The sequence below is a fragment of the Cognatundibacterium curvum genome (assembly GCF_014284235.1).
GTDB classification, from domain to species: domain Bacteria; phylum Pseudomonadota; class Gammaproteobacteria; order Burkholderiales; family Burkholderiaceae_D; genus Undibacterium; species Undibacterium curvum.
On the sequence record NZ_JACOGD010000012.1, the window covers coordinates 47,351 to 73,189 of the forward strand.

General features: G+C 50.4%; 23 protein-coding genes. 17 read left to right on the top strand and 6 right to left on the bottom strand.

Features of this window, described 5'->3' with window-relative positions:
- Window positions 1-26: 26 nt before the first annotated feature.
- The 3 genes from rimO (at window position 27) to H8K43_RS17870 (ending at window position 3,021) form a co-directional block, all read left to right on the top strand.
- On the top strand, window positions 27-1,409 hold the full coding sequence (rimO, locus tag H8K43_RS17860; RefSeq protein ID WP_186905111.1) for a 30S ribosomal protein S12 methylthiotransferase RimO: 1,383 nt from the start codon (window positions 27-29) through the stop codon (window positions 1,407-1,409).
- On the top strand, window positions 1,409-1,894 hold the full coding sequence (locus H8K43_RS17865) for a hypothetical protein (RefSeq protein ID WP_186905112.1): 486 nt from the start codon (window positions 1,409-1,411) through the stop codon (window positions 1,892-1,894). The genes rimO and H8K43_RS17865 overlap by 1 nt, the downstream gene beginning before the upstream one ends.
- A 125-nt stretch (window positions 1,895-2,019) precedes the next feature.
- Window positions 2,020-3,021: a hypothetical protein gene (locus H8K43_RS17870; protein ID WP_186905113.1), complete on the top strand. Its 1,002-nt coding sequence runs from the start codon at window positions 2,020-2,022 to the stop codon at window positions 3,019-3,021.
- Between the two features lie 79 nt (window positions 3,022-3,100).
- Here H8K43_RS17870 and H8K43_RS17875 read toward each other — a convergent pair whose 3' ends face one another.
- Window positions 3,101-3,988 (bottom strand): type 2 periplasmic-binding domain-containing protein, encoded by an 888-nt coding sequence (locus H8K43_RS17875; protein ID WP_186905114.1) that lies wholly within the window; start codon window positions 3,986-3,988, stop codon window positions 3,101-3,103.
- A 284-nt stretch (window positions 3,989-4,272) separates the two neighbouring features.
- Here H8K43_RS17875 and H8K43_RS17880 point away from each other — a divergent pair, with 284 nt between their 5' ends.
- Window positions 4,273-5,445 (top strand): cystathionine beta-lyase, encoded by a 1,173-nt coding sequence (locus tag H8K43_RS17880; protein ID WP_186905115.1) that lies wholly within the window; start codon window positions 4,273-4,275, stop codon window positions 5,443-5,445.
- A gap of 4 nt (window positions 5,446-5,449) precedes the next feature.
- On the opposite strand, the gene H8K43_RS17885 is transcribed toward H8K43_RS17880, so the two are convergent.
- The 5 genes from H8K43_RS17885 to H8K43_RS17905 form a co-directional block, all read right to left on the bottom strand.
- Window positions 5,450-5,659 carry a hypothetical protein gene (locus H8K43_RS17885; protein ID WP_186905116.1) on the bottom strand — a complete coding sequence of 70 codons (210 nt, stop codon included), beginning with the start codon at window positions 5,657-5,659 and terminating at the stop codon, window positions 5,450-5,452.
- Between the two features lie 322 nt (window positions 5,660-5,981).
- Complete coding sequence (acnA, locus tag H8K43_RS17890; protein WP_186905117.1) at window positions 5,982-8,717, bottom strand: aconitate hydratase AcnA; 2,736 nt, start codon at window positions 8,715-8,717, stop codon at window positions 5,982-5,984.
- 118 nt (window positions 8,718-8,835) lie between these two features.
- Window positions 8,836-9,339, bottom strand: a complete 504-nt coding sequence (locus H8K43_RS17895; protein ID WP_186905118.1) for a hypothetical protein — start codon at window positions 9,337-9,339, stop codon at window positions 8,836-8,838.
- On the bottom strand, window positions 9,336-10,325 hold the full coding sequence (locus H8K43_RS17900) for an HpcH/HpaI aldolase/citrate lyase family protein (protein WP_186905119.1): 990 nt from the start codon (window positions 10,323-10,325) through the stop codon (window positions 9,336-9,338). The genes H8K43_RS17895 and H8K43_RS17900 overlap by 4 nt, the downstream gene beginning before the upstream one ends.
- Window positions 10,326-10,387: 62 nt before the next feature.
- Window positions 10,388-11,377 (bottom strand): malate dehydrogenase, encoded by a 990-nt coding sequence (locus H8K43_RS17905; protein ID WP_162020858.1) that lies wholly within the window; start codon window positions 11,375-11,377, stop codon window positions 10,388-10,390.
- Window positions 11,378-11,703: 326 nt separating this feature from the next.
- Between H8K43_RS17905 and H8K43_RS17910 the strand changes: the two genes are divergently transcribed.
- From H8K43_RS17910 to H8K43_RS17970, 13 genes are all read left to right on the top strand, one after another.
- Complete coding sequence (locus H8K43_RS17910) at window positions 11,704-12,507, top strand: GntR family transcriptional regulator (protein WP_230404091.1); 804 nt, start codon at window positions 11,704-11,706, stop codon at window positions 12,505-12,507.
- A gap of 167 nt (window positions 12,508-12,674) precedes the next feature.
- Window positions 12,675-13,082, top strand: a complete 408-nt coding sequence (gene sdhC / locus H8K43_RS17915; protein ID WP_408058296.1) for a succinate dehydrogenase, cytochrome b556 subunit — start codon at window positions 12,675-12,677, stop codon at window positions 13,080-13,082.
- A 2-nt stretch (window positions 13,083-13,084) separates the two neighbouring features.
- Window positions 13,085-13,453, top strand: a complete 369-nt coding sequence (gene sdhD, locus H8K43_RS17920; RefSeq protein WP_186882404.1) for a succinate dehydrogenase, hydrophobic membrane anchor protein — start codon at window positions 13,085-13,087, stop codon at window positions 13,451-13,453.
- A 2-nt stretch (window positions 13,454-13,455) separates the two neighbouring features.
- Entirely contained in the window at window positions 13,456-15,231 is a 1,776-nt protein-coding gene (sdhA, locus tag H8K43_RS17925; protein WP_186905121.1) for a succinate dehydrogenase flavoprotein subunit, read from the top strand.
- Window positions 15,232-15,243: 12 nt separating this feature from the next.
- On the top strand, window positions 15,244-15,954 hold the full coding sequence (locus H8K43_RS17930) for a succinate dehydrogenase iron-sulfur subunit (RefSeq protein ID WP_162020853.1): 711 nt from the start codon (window positions 15,244-15,246) through the stop codon (window positions 15,952-15,954).
- Between the two features lie 120 nt (window positions 15,955-16,074).
- Window positions 16,075-16,356 (top strand): FAD assembly factor SdhE, encoded by a 282-nt coding sequence (locus tag H8K43_RS17935; RefSeq protein ID WP_186905122.1) that lies wholly within the window; start codon window positions 16,075-16,077, stop codon window positions 16,354-16,356.
- A 63-nt stretch (window positions 16,357-16,419) separates the two neighbouring features.
- Complete coding sequence (gene gltA / locus H8K43_RS17940) at window positions 16,420-17,724, top strand: citrate synthase (protein ID WP_186905123.1); 1,305 nt, start codon at window positions 16,420-16,422, stop codon at window positions 17,722-17,724.
- A 287-nt stretch (window positions 17,725-18,011) separates the two neighbouring features.
- Complete coding sequence (locus H8K43_RS17945) at window positions 18,012-20,867, top strand: 2-oxoglutarate dehydrogenase E1 component (RefSeq protein ID WP_186905124.1); 2,856 nt, start codon at window positions 18,012-18,014, stop codon at window positions 20,865-20,867.
- A 61-nt stretch (window positions 20,868-20,928) separates the two neighbouring features.
- Complete coding sequence (odhB, locus tag H8K43_RS17950; RefSeq protein ID WP_186905125.1) at window positions 20,929-22,176, top strand: 2-oxoglutarate dehydrogenase complex dihydrolipoyllysine-residue succinyltransferase; 1,248 nt, start codon at window positions 20,929-20,931, stop codon at window positions 22,174-22,176.
- 10 nt (window positions 22,177-22,186) lie between these two features.
- The gene (locus H8K43_RS17955) at window positions 22,187-22,540 is read left to right on the top strand and encodes a PspC domain-containing protein (protein ID WP_186905126.1); all 354 of its coding nucleotides are present in this window, start codon (window positions 22,187-22,189) and stop codon (window positions 22,538-22,540) included.
- Window positions 22,541-22,589: 49 nt separating this feature from the next.
- Entirely contained in the window at window positions 22,590-24,017 is a 1,428-nt protein-coding gene (gene lpdA / locus H8K43_RS17960) for a dihydrolipoyl dehydrogenase (protein ID WP_186905127.1), read from the top strand.
- Between the two features lie 127 nt (window positions 24,018-24,144).
- On the top strand, window positions 24,145-25,242 hold the full coding sequence (zapE, locus tag H8K43_RS17965; RefSeq protein WP_186905128.1) for a cell division protein ZapE: 1,098 nt from the start codon (window positions 24,145-24,147) through the stop codon (window positions 25,240-25,242).
- An 8-nt stretch (window positions 25,243-25,250) separates the two neighbouring features.
- On the top strand, window positions 25,251-25,667 hold the full coding sequence (locus H8K43_RS17970) for a hypothetical protein (RefSeq protein ID WP_186905129.1): 417 nt from the start codon (window positions 25,251-25,253) through the stop codon (window positions 25,665-25,667).
- Window positions 25,668-25,839: the final 172 nt, after the last annotated feature.

Genomic DNA, 25,839 nt, shown 5'->3' on the forward strand with positions numbered 1-25,839 from the left:
GTACCTTTTTTGTTTTTAAAGCATTTATGTCTATCACTGAAATCCGTCGTCAGGACGCCGCGTCCAGCCCTAAAGTGGGCTTTGTTAGTCTGGGTTGTCCGAAAGCCTTAGTCGATTCTGAGCAAATCCTCACTCAATTACGTGCTGAGGGCTACGATACCGCAAAGTCCTATGACGGTGCTGATCTCGTGATTGTGAATACCTGCGGCTTTATCGATGCTGCGGTTCAGGAGTCTCTGGACGCTATCGGTGAGGCACTGGCCGAGAATGGCAAAGTCATCGTTACCGGGTGTCTGGGTGCTAAAAAGGACGCTGATGGCAAGGACATGATTCAGTCTATCCATCCTAAGGTGTTAGAAGTCACTGGTCCTCACGCTGTGGGTGAAGTGATGGCTGCCGTCCACAAGCATTTGCCTAAACCGCATGAGCCTTTTATCGATCTGGTACCGGCTCAGGGCGTAAAGCTCACGCCTAAGCATTTTGCATACCTCAAAATTTCTGAAGGCTGTAACCACCGTTGCAGTTTCTGCATTATCCCTTCTATGCGTGGCGATCTGGTTTCGCGACCTATTGCTGACGTGATGCTGGAGGCGGAAAACCTGTTCAAGGCGGGCGTGAAAGAGCTGTTGGTAATTTCTCAGGACACCAGCGCATATGGCGTGGATGTGAAATTCCGTACTGGCTTCTGGAATGGCAAGCCGGTTAAAACCCATATGACCCAACTGGTAGAGGCATTGGGTGAACTGGCTAAACAATATGACGCCTGGGTGCGCCTGCATTATGTTTATCCTTACCCACATGTGGATCAGATCATTCCATTCATGAATAATGGTCATGTATTGCCTTACCTGGACGTCCCTTTGCAACATGCGCATCCCGATGTGCTCAAGCGCATGAAACGTCCGGCCAGTGGTGAAAAAAATATCGAACGCATCAAAGCCTGGCGTGAGATGTGTCCTGAAATTACCATACGCTCGACCTTCATCGCCGGTTTCCCAGGTGAAACAGAAGAAGAGTTTGAATATCTGTTGGATTTCCTGAAAGAAGCGCAAATCGACCGCCTCGGCTGTTTTGCTTACTCCCCTGTAGAAGGTGCGACAGCGAATGAAATCGCTGATCAGTTGCCAGATGATGTACGTGAAGACCGTCGCCGTCGCGTGATGGAATTGCAGGAAGAAATCTCTAAACAACGCTTGCAGGCTAAAGTTGGTAAGACCGTGCGGGTACTGATCGATGCGCTGGATCGTAGCGGCGGTATTGGTCGTAGCGCAGCCGATGCGCCGGAAATTGATGGCGTGGTCTATGTGAAGCCACCATTTGAACCACATCGTAAGTTGAAGGTTGGCGAATTTGTCGATGTTCGCATTACTGCTGCAGATGCGCATGATTTATGGGGTGAAGCGGTTTGATGAAGCATGTCGTATCAGCGGCGTCTGTATGCCGTTTCTGCGCATCGCTGAGTTTAAGCCTCAACCTTGCTGCAAACGCGACGCAAGTGCAGGCCGCTGCGGCTGAATCTGTTCCGGCCACCGCTACCGTACAGCATCCGGTACTCAAGCATGCCGTGGAATTTAGCGGCATGCTGGGCAAGCAAGCCGTGCATGTCTTTCTTCGTCCCAAAAAGGATGAAATTGATGGGCTGGAAGGATATTACACCCTGAATACCAGCGGTAAGACGCCAGCTAAACGCATACTGCTGGCTGGTGAGCTTGCTGGTGATCGCATCAGTCTGGAAGAATCGCAAGACGGCACGGAAGTGTCCGGGCAATGGGATGCTGAGCTCAAAGGGGGGCAGTTGACAGGAAGCTGGCTGTCCGCCGATGGCAATACAAGTATGGAGTTTGTACTCAAGCTACGCAGTCCGCGGATGCTTCGGCAAGCGATAGCTAAATAGTTTTAGCTTGATTTTATTGCTGATTTTGTTTTGCAATAATCCTGTTTCTTTAAAATATCCTCGTTTTCCTTACAGTTTTCGCCAATATTGCCGTAACTCCAGATCATGGTGGTCATCTGGAGCTTATGATGCACATTCTTACCTCGCAGGTGGCGCTCGCCACCACCCAGTCTTCCAGCCGCACAGAAGTAGTGGTAGGGCGCAACGGTGCCAGCTTCAGTGCACAGGCTACGCAAAGTCAACAGACTTTTGCTGCATCCACGGTTCAGATTTCCGAATCAGCGCAACAACTTGCGCAAGCTGAGGCAGGCGCGGCAGCGTTGAGCAGTTCTGCACTTGACCCGCATTTGCAGACCATGATTGCGTTGTTGCGTGAAATGTTTGGGCAAGAAGTGAATTTGCTCCAGCCCATGCAGGCGGCAGGGGAGCAACACTCCGGCTCCAGTCAAGGCTCGCAGGCATCCCCGGGTGTTCGTCAGCGGATAGAAACGGTTGCCATCCGGGAGACTACAAGTTTGCAATTTGAAGCCAGCGGTCAGGTGCAGACCGCAGATCACCAGACGATACAATTCCAGTTTTCTTTCGCCTTGCAGACTGAAACCGAGTTGGTCAGAACAGTCCGGACACGTGCTGAAGCTGGTATGCGAGATCCGCTGGTGCTGAATTTTTCCGGAAATTCGGTCAGCCTGAATGGGCAAAAATTAAATCTGGATTTATTCAATGATGGTCAGCAAAGAGCGATACCTATGCTGAATAACGGCGCATATTTGGCACGTCGTCAGCATCCCTCGGACGAGATCAGTCAGGGCTCGCAGTTATTTGGCCCGGCGACTGGCGATGGCTTCGCGGAACTGGCTAAGCTTGATGCGGATCATAATCAATGGATAGATGCCGCTGATCCGGCGTTTGCTGAGTTGGGCTTACTGTCTTCCAGTCCGCAAGGAAAGTCGCAATTTACGAGTTTGCGGGAGGCAGGAGTAGGGGCTTTATACCTCGGTCAGGTCGCAACTGAAAAACTGCTGACGACGCCGGACCAAAAGCTGGCGGGCAAGTTAGGCGCTTCTGGCCTGTGGCTGGGAGAGCATGGTCAGCTTGGCAGTATGCAGCATATCGATTTACTGGTGTGATGCCGGGTTGGTCTGCAGCGCGTTAGGCGCCGCGCGGCATCGCAGATCCCTGGCAAATACTACACCGGGACTGACCAGCTCATTTGCCAGGTACATACCAAAGCATGGCGTCGTTCAATGGGGCACTTTTCGGCAATGTGGGATTACCTAGGCGGATCAGACGCCGGTTCTTCAGATTCAGACTGTCAATTGCCGCTTTATGATATTTGAGAAAGATGGCGTCCAGGCTGCCATCTTTTTGCATGATATTCAAACCCGTAGTAATCCGCTCCCTGAGTTCTTTATCCTGATGATTAAAGAAAAAATAATAGGGAAAGGGATAATACAGCAGCAAATTCTTTTCTATTGTCAAATTGGGATGCTCATGCCGGTTGAGCTCCATCTCCCCAAGGATCTCACCAACTCCACGAGGAAATGCGTCAAAGCGCTGTGCTTCCAGCATTTTAAACAATTGCCCATACTGTGCCTGGACTACGGGTATATGATGGAAATCATAAATTTGATTATCCACCCAGCCCACGCCCTGGCCAAACTTCAAACCGGTCAGGTCTGCCAGATTCTGTACGCGATCAAATTTTGCCTGCTGATCTTTGCGTATCATGAGTATGCGGTAACCGAGTAAGCCTTTACGTAAAGGTATGCGAATAGGGGAAAACTCCTGTTCCAGTGCCTCAGTGCTGGGACTCCATGCGATATTAATTCTTCTTTCGTTTTGCGCCAGCTCCATCAGATATCTCTTTTTAGGCATCGCAATGGCACTGGGCTGACAAATGTAATCACCATTGCGGTTGCGGGTTTTTTCCAGCGCTGTTATTAAAATTTCGATGACGTCGTTATAGCGCGGATCATTTGCAGTTTCTCCAGCCGGGTAGGTCACTCTCGTGATGGCTGAGGCGCTCTCAGTGCAGGTTGCGAACCAGATGCCAAGCAAGATGGTGGTGCAGGTTCGCAGAAGAAAAAGATGCATACACGAAGGCTGGGATGAAATGTGCTGTCAATCAGGGAATAGCTTAAGGACGAAGGATGTAAATATTATCTTTCTCAGAAGTGCTAAGGCTATGAGCCAGAATTTGAGCCGAAGTTTTACTTATTTTAAGCGGAAATCACCTACACTAGGTTTAAAAAAGTAAGGCCATTTTGCAATCAGACAGATTGATGTCCAATTACGGGCGTTGGTCATTGCTAATCTGGTAAGGTGCAGGGATGTCCGGACTTCTCCGGCGAACAAATGATGAAAACAAGGGGCTTAATATGCTTGATCAAAATCATCTGGGAATCCATACCCGGCTGTTACATAGTGACTACCAGGCACCACAGGGATTTTCTGCATTTTCCTGCGGCATACACCATGCGTCCACGGTGTTGTTTAAAGACGTAGCAGCGATGCGGGCGCGCAGCTGGCAGGAAAAAAATTCGTACACCTATGGCCTGCATGGTACCCCGACCAGTTTTACACTGGAGGCTAAGCTCGCCGAAATTGAAAATGCCAAGCATTGCATCCTGGTACCCAGCGGTCTGGCCGCGATCAGTCTGGTCAATTTCAGTTTCCTGAAGCAGGGTGATGACGTGCTGATGCCAGACAATGTTTATGGGCCGAATCGTGATCTTGGGATCTGGATGCATAAGCAATATGGCGTGATGGCCAGATTTTACGATCCGCTAATCGGTGCCGGTATTTCAGATTTAATACGCGATAACACGCGCCTGATCTGGGTAGAGGCGCCAGGTTCTGTGTCTATGGAGGTGCCTGATGTGCCAGCGATTTGCGCTGCTGCACATGCGCGTGGCGTGCTGGTTGCACTCGATAACACCTGGTCGGCTGGTCTGGTTTTTCCTGCGTTTGAACGCGGGGTCGATATTGTGATGCAGGCGCTGACCAAATTCCAGAGTGGCGGTTCAGATGTATTGATGGGCGCAGTATTGACGCGTGATGATGCCTTGTACCAAAAACTACAGACCACACATATGCGGCTGGGTTTTGGTGTCGGTATGGATGATGTCTATTTGGTGTTACGCAATTTACCCAGTATGAAATTACGTTTTGATGCGCATGACCGCAGTGCGCGTGAGTTGGCCAATTGGTTGCAAACACGACCGGAAATTCGCAAAGTATTACATCCCGCCTTACCTTCTTGTCCCGGTCACGATATTTGGAAACGGGATTTCCATGGTGCTGCAGGCTTGTTTTCAGTGCTGTTTGATACACGTTACAGTGAGGATCAGACCGACCGCTTTGTCGACAGTCTGAAGTTGTTTGGTATTGGCTTTAGCTGGGGTGGCGCGCATAGCCTGTGTATTCCATATCGCATAGAGCAGATGCGGGATCGTTGGAAAGAGAAGGGTAATTTAGTCCGCTTTTATGTCGGGCTGGAAGATACTCAGGACCTGATCGCTGACGTGGAGCAGGCCCTGGCGCAGTTATAGGCGTTTACTTGCTGGCCGCTGTTGCATCGGATGCGGCAGCAGCTGGTGCCGTTACCGCTGGTGCTTCAGCACTGGCGCTGGCTGAAGCCGAATGGACTTCAGTAGGATTGTGGGCTCCTGCTTCGCCTTGCATATCGACTTTATCACCCGCTTTGAAAATCAAAAACAAAGCAGCAGCTGCAAAAACGATAAAACCAACAAGAATTTTCCACATAATAGTCTCCGTATCAGGATGTTTGTCAATTGCTCTAACTCGCAACGACCCGTGTTGCAAGCGTATGAGTCCAGACTATCCTTAGTTCCTTACAGCTTCCTTGCAACTTGAAAAAGCATATTTATCAGAGATCATGCGCTTGTCGGATTTGGCGTAGTTATCTTGAAAACATGCGTTTTGTGCGCATGTTGATGGGCGTATTTTTTATCTTTAGAGTGCTGACTTAAGTTGCATCTTAGTCAGAGCCTTGCGCTGCATTGATGGTAGTGGCGAAAAAAAACCTCCGCAGCGCGGAGGTTTTTTAACTGATGGCTGAGGCCGATCAGGCAGACAGCAATTGACGCAGGACGAATGGCAGGATACCGCCATGTTTGTAGTAGTCCACTTCGATCGGTGTATCGATGCGCAGCAGGACTTTCACTTCCTGCGTGTCACCGTTAGCACGGGTGATCACCAGTGTGACTTCCTGTTGTGGTTTGATGTCGCTTTCTATACCTTTCAGGTCGAAAGTTTCATTGCCAGTGATGCCCAGGGAGTCAACGCTGTCGCTGCCCAGGAATTGCAGAGGCAATACACCCATACCAACCAGGTTAGAGCGGTGGATACGCTCGAACGACTTGGCGATAACTGCTTTCACGCCCAGCAATTGCGTACCTTTTGCCGCCCAGTCACGGGAAGAGCCAGTACCATATTCTTCGCCGCCGAAGATCATGGTTGGTGTGCCTTCAGCAATGTATTTCATCGCTGCGTCGTAGATCGACATCTGTTCGCCAGTTGGCTGGAACAGTGTTTCGCCGCCTTCGACGCGGGAACCATCTTCACGTGCAGGTATCATGAGGTTTTTGATACGTACGTTGGCGAAGGTGCCACGCATCATGATCTCATGGTTGCCACGACGGGAGCCGTAGGAGTTGAAGTCCGCTTTCAGGACGCCATTTTCTTTGAGCCATTTACCTGCAGGGCTGGATTCTTTGATTGAGCCAGCTGGGGAAATATGGTCAGTGGTGATGGAGTCGCCGAATACGCCCAGTGCACGCGCGCCGGAAATGCCATTTGCTGCTGCTTTTGGCTCCATCGTGAAGTCAGCAAAGAATGGTGGTTCAGCAATGTAAGTGGATGTTGGCCAGTTGTAGACTTCGCCTTCTGCCACGCCTTTGATGTTTTCCCACAGCTTTCCTGGTGCGCCTTTGACATCCGCATAGTTCTCTTTGAACGTTTTGGAGTTCATCGCGAATTTCATCAGCTTGTTGATTTCTTCACTGCTAGGCCAGATGTCGCCCAGGAAGATATCTTTGCCTTTGACACGGCCAACTGGCTCTGTCATCAGATCTTTGGTGACATTACCGGCGATCGCGTAAGCAACAACCAGTGGTGGCGATGCCAGGAAGTTGGAGCGGATATTCGGGTGAATACGCGCTTCAAAGTTGCGGTTACCAGACAATACTGCTGCTGCCACGATATCGTTAGCAACGATCGCTTCGTTCATCGCAGGAGTCAGATCGCCCGCGTTACCGATACAGGTGGTGCAACCGTAAGCGGTCACGCCGAAGCCCAGTTTTTCCAGGTATGGCAACAGGCCAGCTGCTTCCAGGTACTTGGTTACCACGCGGGAGCCAGGAGCCAGCGATGTTTTGATATGAGTAGGTACTTTCAAGCCAGCTTCCACTGCCTTCTTCGCGACCAGACCCGCTGCCAGCAAGACGCTAGGATTGGAGGTGTTGGTGCAGGAAGTGATCGCAGCAATCAGTACGTCGCCGTTTTTGACTTTGATGCCATCTGCATTGGTGTACTCTTTAGCCAGATCGTCAGCGTTTTTGTTGAAGCCATTTTCTGCAACTGGTTTAGAGAACAGATCAGCGAAAGTGGATTTCACATTGCCGATTTCGATACGGTCCTGAGGACGTTTCGGGCCTGCCAGGGACGGTGCTACTGTAGCCAGATCCAAGGACAGTTCTGTGGTGTAGTCGATGTCGCCTTTTTTCGGGATGCCGAACATTTTCTGGGCTTTGAAATAGCCTTCGAATGCGTCGATTTCTGCCTTGGTGCGGCCTGTACCTTTGAAGTAATCGATAGTTGCTTCGTCAACCGGGAAGAAGCCCATGGTCGCGCCGTATTCCGGTGCCATGTTAGCGATGGTTGCGCGGTCGGTCAGGGACAGGGAGCGTGTGCCTTCGCCGAAGAATTCAACGAACTTACCAACGACTTTTGCTTTACGCAGCAATTCAGTGATAGTCAGTACCAGATCGGTTGCGGTTACGCCTTCACGCAGTGCGCCGGTCAGGTTGACACCAACCACGTCAGGTGTCAGGAAATACACCGGCTGCCCCAACATACCGGCTTCTGCTTCGATACCACCAACGCCCCAGCCGACTACGCCGATACCGTTGATCATGGTGGTGTGGGAGTCAGTGCCGACCAGTGTGTCAGGATAGTAAACGTCGTTTTTCTTCGCGTCTTTGACCTTGTGTACGCCACGTGCCAGGTATTCCAGATTGACCTGGTGAACGATACCGAAGCCTGGAGGAACCACGCCGAATGTGTCGAATGCCTGCATACCCCATTTCATGAACTGATAACGTTCATTGTTACGGGAGAATTCCAGTTTCATGTTCAGATCCAGCGCTTTCTTTTCGCGGAAATGATCGATCTGTACGGAGTGGTCAACGACCAGATCAACTGGAACCAGTGGTTCGATGTTTTTTGGGTTTTTACCTTGCTTTGCTGCGACATTACGCATCGCTGCCAGATCTGCCAGCAGAGGAACGCCGGTGAAATCCTGCAGAACAACGCGGGAAACAACGAAAGGAATTTCGTCAACGCGGGCTGCAGTTGCACCCCAGTTGGCTAATTGCTTGACGTGTTCTTCAGTGACTTTCTTGCCGTCGCAGTTACGCAGAACAGATTCCAGAACCACGCGGATAGAAACTGGTAAACGGGAGATTTTAACGCCCAGGGATTTTTCCAGTGCTGGCAAAGAGAAGAACTTGCCTTTCTTCGTGTCTGAAATCTTAAAATCTTTCAGGGTTTTGAATGCATCTTGGTACGCATTTTGGCTCATGGCTGTTCCTTATTTTTACAAATATCAACGATCAAAACATGCTAACTACAGAAAGGCCCTGAATCATGCTGATGTTGAAGTGTCCATTGATCAGGGCTTAAAACAAAATCGGTACAGCTTATTTCACCTGGGATTGCATTTCACCGGCCGCAGGTGTCGCGGCAGCAGTTTCTGCCAGTTCCGGATCCGTCGTTTTGCATTCATTGGCGAGTTGTTGGCCTTTACGTGAATCCAGCAACAAACCTTTGGATGGGATGCCGATAAATACAAAGCCAGCTTTACGGTTTTCAAAACGGTTGGCGCCGGTAGAAGTTTCTATGCGCTTCATGCGGTACAGTTGCTTTTTCCAGCGCAGGGCAACGTGATCGGGATCTTCAGCGTTGGTGTACATCGTCAGGCTGTTACCCAGTTCGCATTTGTATTCCAGGCTGCGATGCGCAGTAATATCGGGCACGATATCGTCTTCATCTTTGACTTCCGGTGCAGCAGGTTCCTTGGCTGCTTTTGCCGGTTTTGCTGCCACTTTGCTTTTTGCAGGAGCTGTCGTCGCGTGAGCGATTGGCGCACATGCAAGTCCGCTTGCGAGCATCAATCCTGCTACGCGAATCATTAAGTCTTTCATTGAGAGTCTCCTTCAAGTAATACGTGTGCCTGAGCAGGCAATTCTTTGGCACTCAGTTGTGCCCGTTTTAACACCGTCCAGTAGTAACGATAACTGGCGCGGTCATGTAAGCGGCCTGCATATTGTATCGGCCCCCAGGATGCGGCACGGGCTTGCAGCAGGATGGCGCAAGCCAGTTCCGTTTCCGTGTCGGTGGGGGACATCGCGTTGACAATATGCGTAATCTGGCTTGGGTGGATGCTCCACATTCTGGTATAGCCCAGCTGGTTAAATGCTTGTGCTGCATCCTGACCAGCGGCTGCAGGTTCGGAAATCGAAGTGCAGACGTTGTGGGAAGCGACCTTGCCATAACGGTGGCAGGCAGCGGCAATTTCCAGCTTGGCGCGTACGATCAGCGGGTGGCTGAACTGTAGCGGGCTGCGCATGGCATCACCCGGTATTGCGCCGTAGTGTGAAGATACAAAATCCATGATGCCGAAAGACAGACACTCCACTTGCGGCAGGGCGGCAATCGCCATCACATCCGCCAGTGCATCATGCGTTTCGATTAATGCATGGACAGGGAGTAATTCAGTACGACCGGACTGTGCAGCGTAATCATTGATTTCAGCGATTGCTTCTGCAAGCTGACGTGCTGAGCTGACTTTTGGTAAGACCAGATACGCGAGTTTTTTCGCGGCTGCTGGCAGTATCAGTCGTAAGTCCTGGCTGAAGGCAGTATGATCTAAGTCGTGAACGCGGACGCCTATGCGCTGAAACCGGTTGTCTTCACTGTTGATCAGTTGTGCGACCAGGCTGGCGTGCGCGGCTTCATTGCCGGCGGCGGCACCATCTTCGCAGTCAAACGTGATATCGAAACAGGGGCCCAGTTCTGACTGTAGCTGCATCGACTTGCGCATCAGTTTTTCAGAGCCAGCATAATGATCGCATACCGGTAACATAACCGGAGTCAGCTGGTCTTGAAATAATACTTGAGATGGATGCATCAGTCGGTGAGGGCAGAAGGAGTTGGGCGACTTCCCGATTGCTGAAGTCGCCCTGATTACGATTAACCTACGAGGTGTTTTACACCGTCACGCTCTTCTTGCAATTCTTTGAGAGTGACGTTGATGCGCTCGCGGGAGAATTCGTCGATTTCCAGACCTTGGACGATGGTGTATTCACCATTGACTGTCGTCACTGGGAAGCCGAACATGGTGCCTTCAGGGATGCCGTAAGAGCCATCAGAAGGGATGCCCATGGTAGTCCATTTACCGTTTGTGCCCAGAACCCAGTCACGTACGTGATCGATCGCTGCGTTTGCTGCGGAAGCTGCGGAAGACAGGCCGCGTGCTTCGATGATGGCTGCGCCACGTTTGCCAACTGTAGGCAGGAATACGTCTTTATTCCATTCGTGGTCGTTGATCATGTCTTTAACAGATTCGCCACCGATAGTTGCGAAACGGTAGTCTGCATACATCGTTGGAGAGTGATTACCCCAAACGCAAAGTTTTTCGATGTCAGCAACAGCTTTACCTGTTTTTGCAGCGATCTGTGACAGTGCGCGGTTGTGATCCAGGCGCAGCATTGCAGTGAAGTTTTTCGCTGGCAGGCTAGGCGCAGATTTCATGGCGATGTAAGCATTGGTGTTCGCAGGATTGCCGACTACCAGTACTTTTACATTGCGCGATGCGACTGCATCCAGTGCTTTACCTTGTACGGTGAAGATCTGTGCATTGGCTTCCAGCAGGTCTTTACGTTCCATGCCTGGGCCACGTGGGCGCGCACCAACCAGCAGAGCGACGTCAGCATCTTTGAATGCTGTCATTGGATCGCTGTGTGCAGTCATGCCAGCCAGCAGTGGGAATGCGCAATCGTCGATTTCCATCATGACGCCTTTGAGCGCTTTTTGCGCTTTTTCGTCTGGGATTTCAAGCAATTGCAGGATGACAGGCTGGTCTTTGCCCAACATATCGCCATTGGCAATACGGAACAAAAGGGAATAGCCGATTTGGCCGGCAGCGCCGGTAACCGCTACGCGCATTGGGGATTTCGCCATGATGCTTCTCCGAAGTGGTAAAAAAACGATGTTCAACTTTGCCGCTGCTAGCGTGCGGCTGGGTGCAAATGCGCAATGATACTGCCGAAATTGCTAACAGTCAGCCGAAATTGATATGAATCATCGTCTCCAGCCTTTACATTGCACGTCTTCGCGCTATATTGCTCGGTAGGGTAAGACTTCCTGTGCCCCTGCCTGATTAATCGTACGGGAGTTTAGGTGTTGTGGTCTGCTGTGTCAATCACTATCTTATGTCTTATATAAGACATATCACTTATCAGTTTGCTCTGGACGAAGTGGGTGCTTTTGTGGTGAAATTGCGGACTATGACTTCGACTACGCCAAATGCCAATAGTTACTCCGCCAATGCTGCGAGCTCTGGCTCGGGTATTGCTGCGTCGACGGCCGGTAATTCACCTACCTTCAGTCCGCTGTATCAGCAAATTAAGGCTTTAATTACGCAGAGCCTGCAATCGGGTGAGTGGAAGCCGGGTGAGTTGATCCCGAGTGAGATTGAGCTGGCTGCGCGCTTTAAAGTCAGTCAGGGTACGGTGCGTAAGGCGATTGACGAGCTTTCTGCTGAGAACCTGGTGGTGCGGCGGCAGGGTAAGGGGACCTTTGTGGCGACTCATCATGAGGCGCGTGCTCAGTTCCGGTTTTTGCGCCTGGCCCCTGATGAAGGTGTGCCGCATTATCCCGAAAATAAAATCATTGAGGTGAAGCGCTTGCGTGCGCCTGCTGAGGTGGCGCGTTTGCTGGAAATTAAATCAGGCGATTCAGTGGTATTTATCCGTCGTGTGCAGTCCTTTTCCGGCGTGCCCACTATTCTGGATGATTTGTGGTTGCCCGGTTCTATTTTTAAGGGCCTGACTGCAGAGCGTCTGAATGAGTACAAAGGGCCGATGTATGGCTTGTTTGAGACGGAATTTGGTACGCACATGATACGCGCCTCGGAGCAGATACGTGCCGTTTGTGCAGATGCAGCAGTGGCTGAGTTGCTGCAGTTGTCGCCAGGGGTTCCCTTGCTGAATGTGGAGCGGGTTTCTTATACCTACGGTGATAAGCCGGTTGAGTTGAGGCGTGGGCTTTATCTGACTCAGCACCATCACTATCGCAATGAGTTAAGTTGATTCTACATATAAGCTTATGTCGGTTTTGCGCCGCTTCCGGCGAGATCTCGTGAAACGGTTTAAGATAGTGATGTTTTCGTGCAACTCAAGTTTTTCTTGGTGCAATGCACCAAATCGGCGAAAATAAGAAGATTTGTGTAACAGACTAGTTAATGGGGAGATTATTTATGTCTGAAGTAGTGAAAAGTGGGCGACGTCACGGAGTGATGCGCCTGGTTGATGCGACAGGGTACCGATTGCCACTCGCTGGCGTCGTTTCTATTCTGCATCGTATCAGTGGCATGCTGATGTTCTTTCTGCTGCCATTTATTCTCTGTCTGCTCGATAAGAGTCTGGCGTCTGAGTATGGGTTTTACGCAATCCGCAGTCTGACCTCCGGTTGGTTTGTTAAGTTGGTGATATTGGCGCTGGTTTGGGCCTATCTGCACCATTTCTGCGCTGGCGTCCGTCACTTGTTCATGGACTTACACTATGGTCTCGATAAGCATACTGCGCGTAAATCTGCGGCAAGTGTGCTGGCGATCAGCCTGACTCTGGCTGCGCTGATTGGCTTGAAATTGTTTGGAGTATTCTAAAAATGGCAAATAACAACATTGGCCCTAAACGCCTCGTTGTCGGCGCACATTACGGTCTGCGTGACTGGCTGGCGCAGCGTGTAACGGCAATCGTGATGGCGCTGTACACCGTGCTGTTACTGGTTCTGTTCCTGACAGGCAGTAATTTTAGTTACGAAGGCTGGGCGGGTATTTTCGCTCACCAATGGTTCAAGATGGCGACTTTTGCTGTCATCGTTTGCCTGCTGTATCACGCCTGGGTTGGTTTGCGTGATGTGTGGATGGATTATGTAACCAGTAACGTATTCGTTCGTCTGGTATTTCAGGTTGCCACCATCTTGTGGCTGGTTGCTTGTGCTGGTTATGCAGCACAGATTTTGTGGAGAGTATAAACGTGGCTGCAATTAAATCCACAATTCCTACCCGTCGTTTTGATGCGGTAATCGTCGGTGCCGGTGGTTCAGGTATGCGTGCCTCGCTGCAATTGGCTGAGGCTGGTCTGAATGTCGCGGTACTGTCTAAAGTATTTCCTACCCGTTCCCACACAGTGGCAGCGCAGGGTGGTATCGGTGCATCGCTCGGCAATATGTCCGAGGATAACTGGTACTGGCATATGTTTGACACCGTCAAAGGTGGCGACTATCTGGGTGACCAGGATGCGATCGAATTCATGTGCCGTGAAGCACCGAAAGTGGTCTACGAATTAGAGCATTTCGGTATGCCTTTCGACCGCAATGCGGATGGCACCATTTATCAGCGTCCATTCGGCGGTCATACTGCCAATATGGGTGAGAAGCCTGTGCAGCGTGCTTGCGCGGCAGCTGACCGTACTGGTCATGCTCTGTTGCACACTCTGTATCAGCGTAATGTACGTGCCCGTACCCATTTCTTCGTAGAGTGGATGGCGATCGACATCATTCGTGATCAGGATGGTGATGTGCTGGGTGTGGTTGCGCTGGAAATGGAAACTGGCGAAGTTATGATGCTGCAAGCGAAAACCACGCTGTTCGCAACGGGCGGTGCGGGTCGTATTTTTGCTGCTTCTACGAATGCCTTCATCAATACCGGTGACGGTATGGGTATGGCTGCACGTGCAGGCTTGCCTTTGCAGGATATGGAATTCTGGCAATTCCACCCAACCGGTGTTTCCGGCGCGGGTGTGTTGATTACCGAAGGTGTGCGCGGTGAGGGCGGTATCCTGATCAATAGTCAGGGTGAGCGTTTCATGGAGCGTTATGCGCCTACATTGAAAGATCTGGCGCCACGTGACTTCGTTTCCCGCTCTATGGATCAGGAAATCAAAGAAGGTCGCGGTTGCGGTCCAAATAAAGATCACGTATTGCTGGATCTGCGTCACATCGGTGCGGACACCATCAAGAAACGTCTGCCATCGATTCTGGAAATTGGTCACAAATTCGCTAACGTGGATGCGACTAAAGAGCCGATTCCTGTGGTGCCGACCATTCACTACCAGATGGGCGGTATTCCGACCAACATTCATGGCCAGGTGGTGGATTTCCGTAATGGCTCTAACCAGATCATTAATGGTATGTATGCGATTGGTGAATGTGCCTGCGTTTCTGTGCATGGCGCGAACCGTCTGGGTACAAACTCTCTGCTGGATCTGGTGGTATTTGGTCGTGCGGCAGGTAACCACATCGTGGCACAAAGCCTGAAGGCAAAAGAGTTTAAGCCTTTGCCGGCCGATGCGGCTGATAAGGCAATGTCCCGTCTGGCTAAGCTCGAGTCCTCAACGGGTTCTGAGCGCGTGCAGGACGTGGCAAATGCGATTCGCAGCACCATGCAACAGTACTGCGGTGTGTTCCGTACTGATGAGCTGCTGCAGACTGGCTATCAGAAAATTATGGAAATTAACGAGCGCTGCAAGCACGTTTCTTTCAAAGATAAATCCAAAGTATTCAACACTGCACGTGTAGAAGCACTGGAGCTGGATAATCTGATCGAAACCGCGAAAGCGACCATCACTTCTGCGGTTGCCCGCAAAGAATCGCGTGGAGCACATGCTCACCGTGATTACGAAAAACGTGATGATGAAAACTGGATGAAGCATACCTTGTGGTACACCGAAGGCAATCGCCTCGACTACAAGCCAGTCAATACCAAGCCATTGACTGTTGAGACCTTCAAGCCAAAAGCTCGTACCTTCTAAAGAGAAATTGATATGGCACGTACACTGAAATTTAAAATCTATCGCTACGATCCGGATAAGGATGCAAAGCCTTACATGCAGGATCTGACTGTGACTCTGCAAGACACAGACAAGATGTTGCTGGATGCGCTGCAACGCATCAAGGCCGACGTAGATGATTCCCTGGCCTTGCGCCGCTCTTGCCGTGAAGGTGTTTGCGGCTCCGACGCGATGAATATCAATGGCAAAAACGGCCTGGCATGTACTACTAACCTGAATGAGCTGACCGAGCCTATCGTGTTGCGCCCATTGCCGGGCTTGCCGGTGATCCGTGATCTGATCGTTGATATGACGCAGTTCTTCAAACAGTACCATTCGATCAAGCCTTACCTGATCAATGAGTCCATTCCGCCTGAAAAAGAGCGTCTGCAAACTCCGGCAGAACGTGAAGAACTGGATGGTCTGTACGAATGTATTCTGTGCGCCTGCTGCTCGACTTCCTGTCCTTCATTCTGGTGGAATCCGGACAAGTTCGTCGGTCCTGCCGGCTTGTTGCAGGCATATCGTTTCATTGCAGATTCCCGTGATCAGGCAACTGGTGAGCGTCTTGATAATCTGGAAGATCCATATCGTCTGTTCCGCTGCCATACCATTATGAATTGCGTGGATGTCTGCCCTAAAGGTCTGAATCCTACCCGTGCTATTGGTAAGATTAAAGAGCTGATGGTTCGTCGCGCTGTCTAAGTGGTAATTAATCGGTAATTAAGCGTTAATGTAAATAGAGGCGGGTGGTTTCCCGCTTCTATTTCATGCAGCTTTGTGTAGAGCTGCATGAAATAGAAAGCATCAAAAAAGAAAGTAACTATGTCTGAGCTGGCAGGTGGTTCCCATCAGGATGATCCGGTAAAACGTGCGCGACTGCGTTGGCGCGCGCGCCGGGGTTTGTTAGAGAATGATTTGATATTGACGCGTTTTCTGGATGCGCATGAAACAAGTCTGAACGATGAAGAGGTGGATGCCTTCAGTCGTCTCATGGAATTGTCTGACAATGTGCTGATGGATTTGATTATGGCAAAGAAGGAGCCTGAGGCGGAAGTGGATCTGCCGCATGTGCACGCTTTGCTGGCCCGGCTGCGCAGCGCCTGACGGGATATGATTTTTTTTGTGTTTTTTTGATTAACGACTCACCTCTTATCTGAAGGAAGAGCCATGACTAATTCCGAAACAAAAGCAACCCTCTCATTTTCCGATGGTTCCCCATCGCTGGAAATGCCGATTTACAAAGGATCGATCGGTCCTGACGTAATCGACATCCGTAAGTTGTACGGCTCTACAGGCATGTTCACTTATGACCCAGGCTTCATGTCTACTGCTGCATGTAATTCTTCGATTACTTACATCGATGGTGACAAAGGTGAGTTGCTGTATCGTGGCTACCCAATTGAACAACTCGCAGTAAATGGCGGTGACTTCCTCGAAACTTGCTACTTGTTGTTGAATGGTGAGTTGCCGAACGCTGCTGAAAAAGCAAATTTCGTTTCCACAGTGACGCGCCACACTATGGTGCATGAACAGATGCAATTCTTCTTCCGTGGCTTCCGCCGCGACGCGCATCCTATGTCTGTGCTGGTGGGTACGGTTGGTGCGCTGGCTTCGTTCTACCATGATTCTCTGGATATCAATGATGAGCATCATCGTGAAGTGTCGGCTATCCGTCTGATCGCTAAAATGCCTACCCTGGTTGCGATGGCGTATAAATATTCTATTGGCCAGCCTTTCGTGTATCCACGTAATGACCTGTCCTATAGCGCAAACTTCATGCACATGATGTTCTCTACGCCATGCGAAGAGTACAAAGTCAATGAAGTATTGGTACGTGCTTTGGACCGTATCCTGATTTTGCATGCAGATCACGAGCAAAATGCATCCACTTCCACAGTTCGTCTGGCTGGTTCTTCTGGCGCGAATCCGTTTGCATGTATCGCGGCAGGTATCGCCTGCCTGTGGGGTCCTGCTCACGGCGGTGCAAACGAAGCTGCACTGAGCATGCTGGAAGAAATCGGCAGCGTAGACAATATCCCTGAATTCATCGCTCAGGTAAAAGACAAAAACTCTGGCGTGAAGCTGATGGGCTTCGGTCACCGCGTCTATAAAAACTACGATCCACGTGCGAAACTGATGCGTGAAACTTGCTACGAAGTGTTGAATGAACTGGGTCTGCAGGATGATCCACTGTTCAAACTGGCGATGGAATTGGAACGCATTGCTCTGGAAGACGAGTACTTCGTTTCCCGTAAGCTGTATCCTAACGTTGACTTCTACTCTGGTATCGTTCAGCGCGCTCTGGGTATTCCAACTGCACTGTTTACAGGCATCTTCGCATTGGCGCGTACAGTAGGCTGGATCTCTCAGTGGAAAGAAATGATCTCTGATCCTGAGCAAAAAATCGGCCGTCCACGTCAGTTGTTCGTGGGTTCCCCACGCCGTGATGTGCCTCCTATGGATAAACGTTAATCTTTATTTATCCATGCCGGAAAATAAAAAAGCGAGTCTGTATGACTCGCTTTTTTTTTCTTCGGTAAATATGCTATGCTTCGGCTCGAATGTAAATTTTAGATGTTTTTTCGTTTCAAAATCAAAAAGTATGTTGTTCCCAATATGTGTTTTGACTTCGTAGCGAGAACTGTTTGAAACAAGCCCTTCCCCACAACTTGATGTGCAATCCGCTAACCGGTCAGGCCGTGTCGCGGAAGGTTAGATTAACCCGCTAATCTCGCGAAACGCGAAGAAAGGTGAGCAAGATGATGCAACAATATAACGCTAACTCGTACTTGTTCGGCGGTAATGCGCCGTATGTAGAAGAACTGTACGAAGCCTATCTGAATAATCCTGGTTCTGTTCCTGAAAACTGGCGCGCCTACTTCGACGCGATGCAGCACGTACCAGCGGTTGATGGTTCCTCCAAGCCTGACGTGGCCCACGCACCTGTGGTTGCCTCTTTTGCCGAGCGTGCAAAACAAGGCCCTATCCGCACCGTTAATGCTTCCGCAGACGCAGAAATGGGTCGTAAGCGCGTCGCTGCACAACAGCTGATCGCTGCATATCGCTTCCTGGGTAGCCGTTGGGCCAACCTCGATCCGCTGCAACGTCAGGAACGCCCAAGTATTCCTGAACTGGAGCCTAGCTTCTATGGTTTCACTGATGCGGACATGGATATCCAGTTCAATATCAGCAATACCTATTTCGGATCTGAAACTGCATCCTTGCGTGATCTGATTAACTCTCTGAGAGATACTTACTGCCGCTCTATTGGTGCGGAGTTCATGTACATCTCTGATCCTACTGAAAAACGCTGGTTGCAACAAAAGCTGGAATCTATCCGTTCCACGCCATCGTTCACACCAGAAAAGAAAAAACATATTCTCGATCGCCTGACTGCAGCTGAAGGTCTGGAACGCTACCTGCATACCCGTTATGTTGGTCAGAAACGCTTCTCGCTCGAAGGCGGCGAAAGTTTTATCGCTGCGATGGACGAAACGATTCAACGCGCTGGTGAGCGCGGTGTGCAGGAAATCGTTATCGGTATGGCGCACCGTGGCCGTTTGAATGTCCTGGTGAATACCCTGGGCAAGATGCCACAAGATTTGTTTGCTGAATTTGAAGGCAAACATGGTGACGATCTGCCAGCTGGTGACGTGAAATACCACCAAGGCTTCTCTTCCGATGTGTCGACTCCAGGCGGTCCGGTCCATTTGTCGCTGGCATTTAACCCATCCCATCTGGAAATCGTGAATCCGGTGGTTGAAGGTTCGGTTAAAGCACGTATGGATCGTCGCGGCGACAAAGACGGCGCGCAAGTCTTGCCTATCCTGGTGCACGGTGATGCAGCGTTTGCAGGTCAGGGCGTAGTGATGGAAACCCTGAATCTGGCGCAAACCCGTGGTTACGGCACCGGTGGTACTGTGCATATCGTGATCAATAACCAGATTGGCTTTACGACTTCCGATCCGCGTGATGCACGTTCCACGACTTACTGCTCCGACGTCGTGAAAATGATTGAAGCGCCGGTATTGCACGTGAATGCGGATGATCCTGAAGCGGTTGTTCTGGCGACGCAGATCGCGATGGACTATCGTACAGAATTCAAGAAAGACGTCGTTGTTGACATCATCTGCTATCGCAAACTGGGTCATAACGAACAGGATACGCCTGCACTGACGCAGCCTCTGATGTACAAGAAAATCGGTCAGCATCCTGGTACTCGTAAGATGTATGCAGACAAGCTGGCTGCGCAGGGTACCATTCCTGCAGATGGTGGCGATCAAATGGTAAAAGCCTTCCGTGATGCGATGGATGCTGGTAAGCATACGCACGATCCGGTGATCTCCAACTTCAAAAATAAATACGCGGTTGACTGGATTCCTTTCCTGAATCGCAAATGGACTGATGCAGCTGATACAGCGATTCCAGCGACAGAACTCAAGCGTCTGGCTGAGCGTATTACTGTTGTGCCGGAAGGCTTTAAGCCACATAGCCTGGTCGAAAAAGTACTGGGTGACCGTGCTGCAATGGGCCGTGGTGAGATCAATCTGGACTGGGGCATGGGCGAGCATCTGGCTTTCGCATCGCTGGTTGCATCTGGCTATCCTATCCGTATCACAGGTCAGGATGCTGGTCGCGGTACGTTCGTGCATCGTCACGCGGTATTGCATGACCAGAACCGCGAACGTTGGGATTCCGGTACTTACATCCCACTGCAAAACGTCTCTGACAAACAAGCACCATTTACTGTGATCGACTCCGTGTTGTCCGAAGAAGCTGTTCTGGGCTTCGAATACGGTTACTCGACCGCAGAGCCAAATACGCTGACTATCTGGGAAGCGCAGTTCGGTGACTTCGTCAATGGTGCCCAGGTCGTGATCGATCAGTTCATCAGTGCCGGTGAAGTGAAGTGGGGTCGTGCTTCCGGTCTGGTCATGATGCTGCCGCATGGCTATGAAGGCCAGGGTCCGGAGCATTCTTCCGCACGTCCTGAGCGTTTCCTGCAACTGTGTGCTGACAACAATATGCAAGTTGTACAGCCTACGACTGCAGCGCAGATTTTCCATCTGTTGCGCCGTCAGATGATCCGCCAGTTCCGTAAGCCATTGGTGATCATGACACCTAAGTCTTTGTTGCGTAACAAAGATGCAGGTTCGCCTTTAAGTGATCTGGCTAAAGGCAGCTTCCAGACTGTGATCGGTGAAGTTGACGAGAAAATCGATGCGAAGAAAGTGAAACGCGTGATCGCTTGCTCCGGTAAGGTGTACTACGATCTGGTCAACGCCCGCAAAGAACGTGGTCAGACAGACACAGCGATTATCCGCGTTGAACAGCTGTATCCGTTCCCGCATAAGAGCTTCGTAGCTGAGCTGAAAAAGTTCCCGAATATGACAGAATTGGTCTGGACTCAGGATGAGCCACAGAATCAGGGTCCTTGGTTCCAGATTCAGCACAACATTTTTGAAAGTCTTGAAGAAGGCCAAAAACTGGCTTACGCAGGTCGCCCAGCCAGTGCATCTCCTGCAGTTGGATACTACGACAAGCATTACGCACAACAAAAAGCATTGCTGGAAACAGCATTTTCCAAACTGAAGGGCTTTGTCCTGACTAAATAATGACGCGGCGCTGCACCAGAAGCTGGTGCAGCGTTTGGCTACCCGTAACGGAGAGTAAAAAATGGCAATTATCGAAGTAAAAGTTCCTCAGTTATCTGAGTCCGTCGCAGAGGCAACCTTGCTGACGTGGCATAAAAAAATTGGCGAAGCAGTGACTCGCGATGAAAATCTGGTGGATGTGGAAACCGATAAAGTTGTGCTGGAATTGCCAGCACCTGATTCCGGTGTCATCACACAAATCATCAAAGGCGACGGCAGTACCGTTGTTGCTGGCGAAGTGATCGCGATTCTGGATACCGATGCATCTGCAAAAGTCAGTCCATTGGAAGTGTCTGCTGCACCGGTCGTGGTTGCTGCAGCTGCAGCGCCTGCCGACTCCAAATCCGCAGCTGGCGTAGCGATGCCTGCGGCAGCAAAGATTTTGGCAGAAAACGGCTTGTCTGCTGGCCAGGTTGATGGTTCCGGTAAAGATGGTCGCGTGACTAAGGGTGATGCACTGGCAGCGGTTGCCGGTAAAGCGGCACCTGCAGTTGCTCCTTTGGCCGCGCCGGTTGCTGCTAAGCCAGCGCTGCAACAAGTGGCTGCGCCTGCTGTTGCCAACCTGGGTGACCGTCCTGAAGAACGCGTTCCTATGAGCCGTCTGCGTGCACGTATCGCTGAGCGTCTGGTGCAGTCTCAATCGACCAATGCGATTCTGACGACATTCAATGAAGTCAACATGGCGCCAGTCATGGAATTGCGCAATAAGTACAAAGATAAGTTTGAAAAAGAACACGGCGTGAAGCTGGGCTTTATGTCTTTCTTTGTTAAAGCTGCAGTCGCTGCATTGAAAAAATACCCTATCCTGAACGCATCGGTAGATGGTAACGACATCGTTTACCACGGTTACTTCGATATCGGTATTGCGGTTGGTTCTCCACGTGGTCTGGTGGTGCCTATCCTGCGTAATGCGGATCAAATGAGCATTGCTGAAATCGAAAAGAAAATCGGTGAATTCGGTGCCAAGGCTAAAGATGGCAAGCTGACTCTGGACGATCTGTCTGGCGGTACATTCTCTATCTCTAACGGTGGTACTTTCGGCTCTATGCTGTCGACACCCATCATTAACCCGCCACAATCTGCGATTCTGGGTGTGCATGCAACGAAAGATCGTGCTGTTGTTGAAAACGGCCAGATCGTTGTGCGTCCAATGAACTATCTGGCGATGTCTTACGATCACCGTATCATCGACGGTCGTGAAGCGGTTCTGGGTCTGGTAGCGATGAAAGAAGCGCTTGAAGATCCTGCCCGTTTGCTGTTGGATCTGTAAGCTAAGCACTGTGAGCATCGCTGAAGAAATCCAGCGTTTGCATCATCTGCATCAGTCGGGCGCACTGACTGATGCAGAGTTCGCTCTTGCTAAAGCAAAGCTTCTGTCTTCCTCGGAAGCAGAAGCTTTTTCGCAATCTGCGGGGCAGCAAACTGGTCTTGGTGCAGATACTTCGCTGCAGCAGCTGAATCAATTCAGACGTTCTAAGACTGATGCCTGGTTTGCCGGAATTTGTGGCGGGCTGGCTCGCACGACAGGACTGGATTCCTGGATCTGGCGCTTGCTCTTTGTGTTTTTTTCTTGCTATTTCGGTGCGGGATTGCTCGCTTATTTGCTAGCCTGGATATTCATTCCGGAAGAGTAGCGATTCTTGCGCTGAGTATTATTTAATTTTTGTATTGTCAGGAATTTTCATGAGTAAACAATTTGACGTTGTCGTTATCGGCGGTGGCCCTGGCGGCTACATTGCAGCTATCCGTGCTGCTCAGTTGGGCTTTTCCACGGCTTGTATCGATGCCTGGACCAATGAAAAGGGCGGCCCTGCACCAGGTGGTACCTGTACTAACGTAGGCTGCATCCCATCGAAAGCTTTGTTGCAATCCTCCGAGCATTTTGAACATGCCGGCCATGCGTTTGCTGATCACGGTATTCAGGTTGGCGAGTTGAATATCGACGTCGCCAAAATGCTGGGTCGTAAAAACACGATCGTGAAGCAAAACAATGACGGTATTATTTATCTGTTTAAGAAAAATAAAGTCAGCTTCTTTCACGGTCTGGGCTCTTTCGTTAAAGCGGATGCGGCTGGCTATGAAATCAAGGTAGCTGGCAAAGTAGAAGAAACCATCACAGGTAAGCACATCATCGTCGCAACCGGTTCGAATGCACGCGCATTACCAGGTACACCATTTGACGAACAGATCGTGTTGTCCAATGAAGGTGCTCTGAATATCACTGAAGTGCCTAAAAAGCTGGGTGTGATCGGTGCCGGTGTGATTGGTCTGGAAATGGGTAGCGTGTGGCGCCGTCTGGGCGCAGACGTCACCGTTCTGGAAGCGCTACCAACTTTCCTCGGCGCGGTGGATGAGCAGATCGCTAAAGAAGCGCACAAACTGTTTGTTAAGCAAGGTCTGTCGATCAATCTGGGCGTTAAGATTGGTGAGATCGCCAATTCCGGCAAGGATGTATCGGTCGCCTACACTGATGATAAAGGCGTTGAGCACAAAGCGGTATTCGATAAGCTGATCATTTCCATCGGTCGCACACCAAATACCAATGGCCTGAATGCGGAAGCAGTCGGATTGGCGCTGGATGAGCGTGGCTTCGTTGCTGTTGATGGCGACTGCAAAACTAATCTGCCTAATGTTTGGGCGGTTGGTGACGTGGTGCGCGGTCCTATGCTGGCACATAAAGCAGAAGAAGAGGGTGTTGCAGTGGCTGAGCGTATCGCCGGTCAGCATGGTCACGTCAATTTCAACACGATTCCTTGGGTTATTTACACTTCGCCTGAGATCGCATGGGTTGGTCGTACCGAGCAGCAGTTGAAGGCCGATGGCGTTGCTTATAAAGCTGGCACTTTCCCGTTCATGGCAAATGGTCGTGCACGTGCCTTGGGTGATACTTCTGGTATGGTGAAATTCCTGGCCGATGCGAGCACGGATGAAATTCTGGGTGTACATATCGTTGGCCCTATGGCATCTGAATTGATTTCTGAAGCTGTGGTGGCGATGGAGTTCCGTGCTTCTTCCGAAGATATCGCGCGTATTTGCCATGCACATCCTTCTTTGTCTGAAGCAACGAAGGAAGCGGCATTGGCAGTTGATAAGCGTTCCCTGAACTTCTGATAATTCGGCAAACTAAGCGGTTTGCCTGTTATCTCTATATCCCGCTGTGCTTGTGGAAATAAGCAGTATGGCGGGATTTTTTGTTTTCGCTGCCTTCGCGTGAGGTGGCTTGTTCGAATTGTTAACTATGAATGTACAAGAGTTTTATCAGAAGGCATTGGATGAGCGTGGCTTTCAATCCGATGATGCTCAGCGCAATGCAGTTGCGCGGCTCCAGGTCGCATATGATGACTGGGTGGGCTATAAAGCGAAACGCGCCAATAAATTCACCCGACTCTTGACGCGACCCGAAGTGCCTCGTGGCGTATATATGTGGGGCGGTGTAGGGCGCGGTAAATCCTTTTTGATGGACAGTTTTTTTTCTGTGGTGCCGGTGGTTCGTAAAACCCGCTTGCACTTTCATGAATTCATGCGCGGCGTACATCGCCAGCTGGATGAGTTGAAAGGTGTCGCAGATCCCTTAGATGAGGTGGCGAAACGTGTCGCCAAAAAATACCGTTTAATTTGCTTTGATGAATTCCATGTGTCAGATGTGGCAGATGCGATGTTGTTGTACAACTTGCTCAAGGCCTTATTTGATAATGGCGTCTCCTTCGTCATGACGTCCAACTATCAACCGGACACTCTTTATCCGGATGGCTTGCATAGAGATAGAATGTTGCCGACCATCGCACTGTTGAAAGAAAAGCTCGATGTGCTGAATGTCGATTCTGGCAATGATTATCGCAAGCGTGCGCTGGAGCAGGTGCAGGCTTATCTGACGCCGCTTGGTGCTGAGACCGATGCCAGTTTGCGCGTAGCGTTCTCCCGGTTGTCAGATGCGAGCGAAGAGGATGCAAAGATAGAAGTGGAAGGGCGCGTCTTAAAATGTCTGCGTCGCGCTGGTAGCATCATTTGGTTTGATTTCCAGGTCTTGTGCGGCGGCCCGCGCTCTCAGAATGATTACCTTGAAATAGCGAGTCGTTTTCATACTGTGATTTTATCCTCAGTGCCTTGCATGTCTGCTGCTATGTCCTCTGAGGCGCGGCGTTTCACCTGGCTGATAGATGTGTTCTACGATAACAAGGTGAAGTTGATCATTTCCGCGGAAGTAGCGCCTGAGCTGCTATATACGCAAGGGGTGCTGTCCAATGAATTCCATCGCACTGTATCACGCATCATAGAAATGCAATCGCAGGAATATATGGATGCTGATCAGCGCCAGGTCGTTAATTCTATTATTTAGGAAAGAATGTGAGTATTTCTGTCTATCTTAATCGTGCATCCTTAACGCTACTGCTTGTCGCCGGTTTGACTTCGCTTCATTGTGTTGCTTCAGTCAGCGATGAATTGAAATCAGTTGCTGAAAAGGTGAATACTCTGAATGCACACTTCCCGGCGAATTCAATAACCACTAATGATGTCGCAGTTGTCGCTCTTGATGAAACCCAGCGTTTGGAGCAGGAATTGCAGGCTTGGTATACGAATGCGGAACGGGACTGCCGCCAGCGATTCTTTGTTAACGATTGCCTCAAGCAAGCTAAGAATCAACGCAGGGACTATTTGCCGATAATTCGTCGTGTCAGTCAGGAGGCGAAGGCCTTGCAGCGACAGTTGCGTGTATTGGCTGCAGATGAGCGCTTAGCTAAAGAACAAATCAAGGAAAAGTAATTTAGGAAGTTTTTGGCGGAGGGTGTTGACACAAAGCGGGCCAGGCTTCATAATCTCGTTTCTCTGCTGCTGACGAACAAAACGATTCGAAGCAAACGCCGCAAGGCAGGCAAGAAAAGAATTCAATATTCTGTGATCTTTAACAATTAACAGTCAATAAATGTGAGCACTT

What these genes read in the sequence shown, in the direction of transcription:
- rimO (WP_186905111.1), top strand. Translation starts at nt 27, where the DNA reads ATGTCTATCACTGAAATCCGTCGTCAGGACGCCGCGTCCAGCCCTAAA.
- H8K43_RS17865 (WP_186905112.1), top strand. Translation starts at nt 1,409, where the DNA reads ATGAAGCATGTCGTATCAGCGGCGTCTGTATGCCGTTTCTGCGCATCG.
- H8K43_RS17870 (WP_186905113.1), top strand. Translation starts at nt 2,020, where the DNA reads ATGATGCACATTCTTACCTCGCAGGTGGCGCTCGCCACCACCCAGTCT.
- H8K43_RS17875 (WP_186905114.1), bottom strand. Translation starts at nt 3,988, where the DNA reads ATGCATCTTTTTCTTCTGCGAACCTGCACCACCATCTTGCTTGGCATC.
- H8K43_RS17880 (WP_186905115.1), top strand. Translation starts at nt 4,273, where the DNA reads ATGCTTGATCAAAATCATCTGGGAATCCATACCCGGCTGTTACATAGT.
- H8K43_RS17885 (WP_186905116.1), bottom strand. Translation starts at nt 5,659, where the DNA reads ATGTGGAAAATTCTTGTTGGTTTTATCGTTTTTGCAGCTGCTGCTTTG.
- acnA (WP_186905117.1), bottom strand. Translation starts at nt 8,717, where the DNA reads ATGAGCCAAAATGCGTACCAAGATGCATTCAAAACCCTGAAAGATTTT.
- H8K43_RS17895 (WP_186905118.1), bottom strand. Translation starts at nt 9,339, where the DNA reads ATGAAAGACTTAATGATTCGCGTAGCAGGATTGATGCTCGCAAGCGGA.
- H8K43_RS17900 (WP_186905119.1), bottom strand. Translation starts at nt 10,325, where the DNA reads ATGCATCCATCTCAAGTATTATTTCAAGACCAGCTGACTCCGGTTATG.
- H8K43_RS17905 (WP_162020858.1), bottom strand. Translation starts at nt 11,377, where the DNA reads ATGGCGAAATCCCCAATGCGCGTAGCGGTTACCGGCGCTGCCGGCCAA.
- H8K43_RS17910 (WP_230404091.1), top strand. Translation starts at nt 11,704, where the DNA reads ATGACTTCGACTACGCCAAATGCCAATAGTTACTCCGCCAATGCTGCG.
- sdhC (WP_408058296.1), top strand. Translation starts at nt 12,675, where the DNA reads ATGTCTGAAGTAGTGAAAAGTGGGCGACGTCACGGAGTGATGCGCCTG.
- sdhD (WP_186882404.1), top strand. Translation starts at nt 13,085, where the DNA reads ATGGCAAATAACAACATTGGCCCTAAACGCCTCGTTGTCGGCGCACAT.
- H8K43_RS17930 (WP_162020853.1), top strand. Translation starts at nt 15,244, where the DNA reads ATGGCACGTACACTGAAATTTAAAATCTATCGCTACGATCCGGATAAG.
- H8K43_RS17935 (WP_186905122.1), top strand. Translation starts at nt 16,075, where the DNA reads ATGTCTGAGCTGGCAGGTGGTTCCCATCAGGATGATCCGGTAAAACGT.
- gltA (WP_186905123.1), top strand. Translation starts at nt 16,420, where the DNA reads ATGACTAATTCCGAAACAAAAGCAACCCTCTCATTTTCCGATGGTTCC.
- H8K43_RS17945 (WP_186905124.1), top strand. Translation starts at nt 18,012, where the DNA reads ATGATGCAACAATATAACGCTAACTCGTACTTGTTCGGCGGTAATGCG.
- odhB (WP_186905125.1), top strand. Translation starts at nt 20,929, where the DNA reads ATGGCAATTATCGAAGTAAAAGTTCCTCAGTTATCTGAGTCCGTCGCA.
- lpdA (WP_186905127.1), top strand. Translation starts at nt 22,590, where the DNA reads ATGAGTAAACAATTTGACGTTGTCGTTATCGGCGGTGGCCCTGGCGGC.
- zapE (WP_186905128.1), top strand. Translation starts at nt 24,145, where the DNA reads ATGAATGTACAAGAGTTTTATCAGAAGGCATTGGATGAGCGTGGCTTT.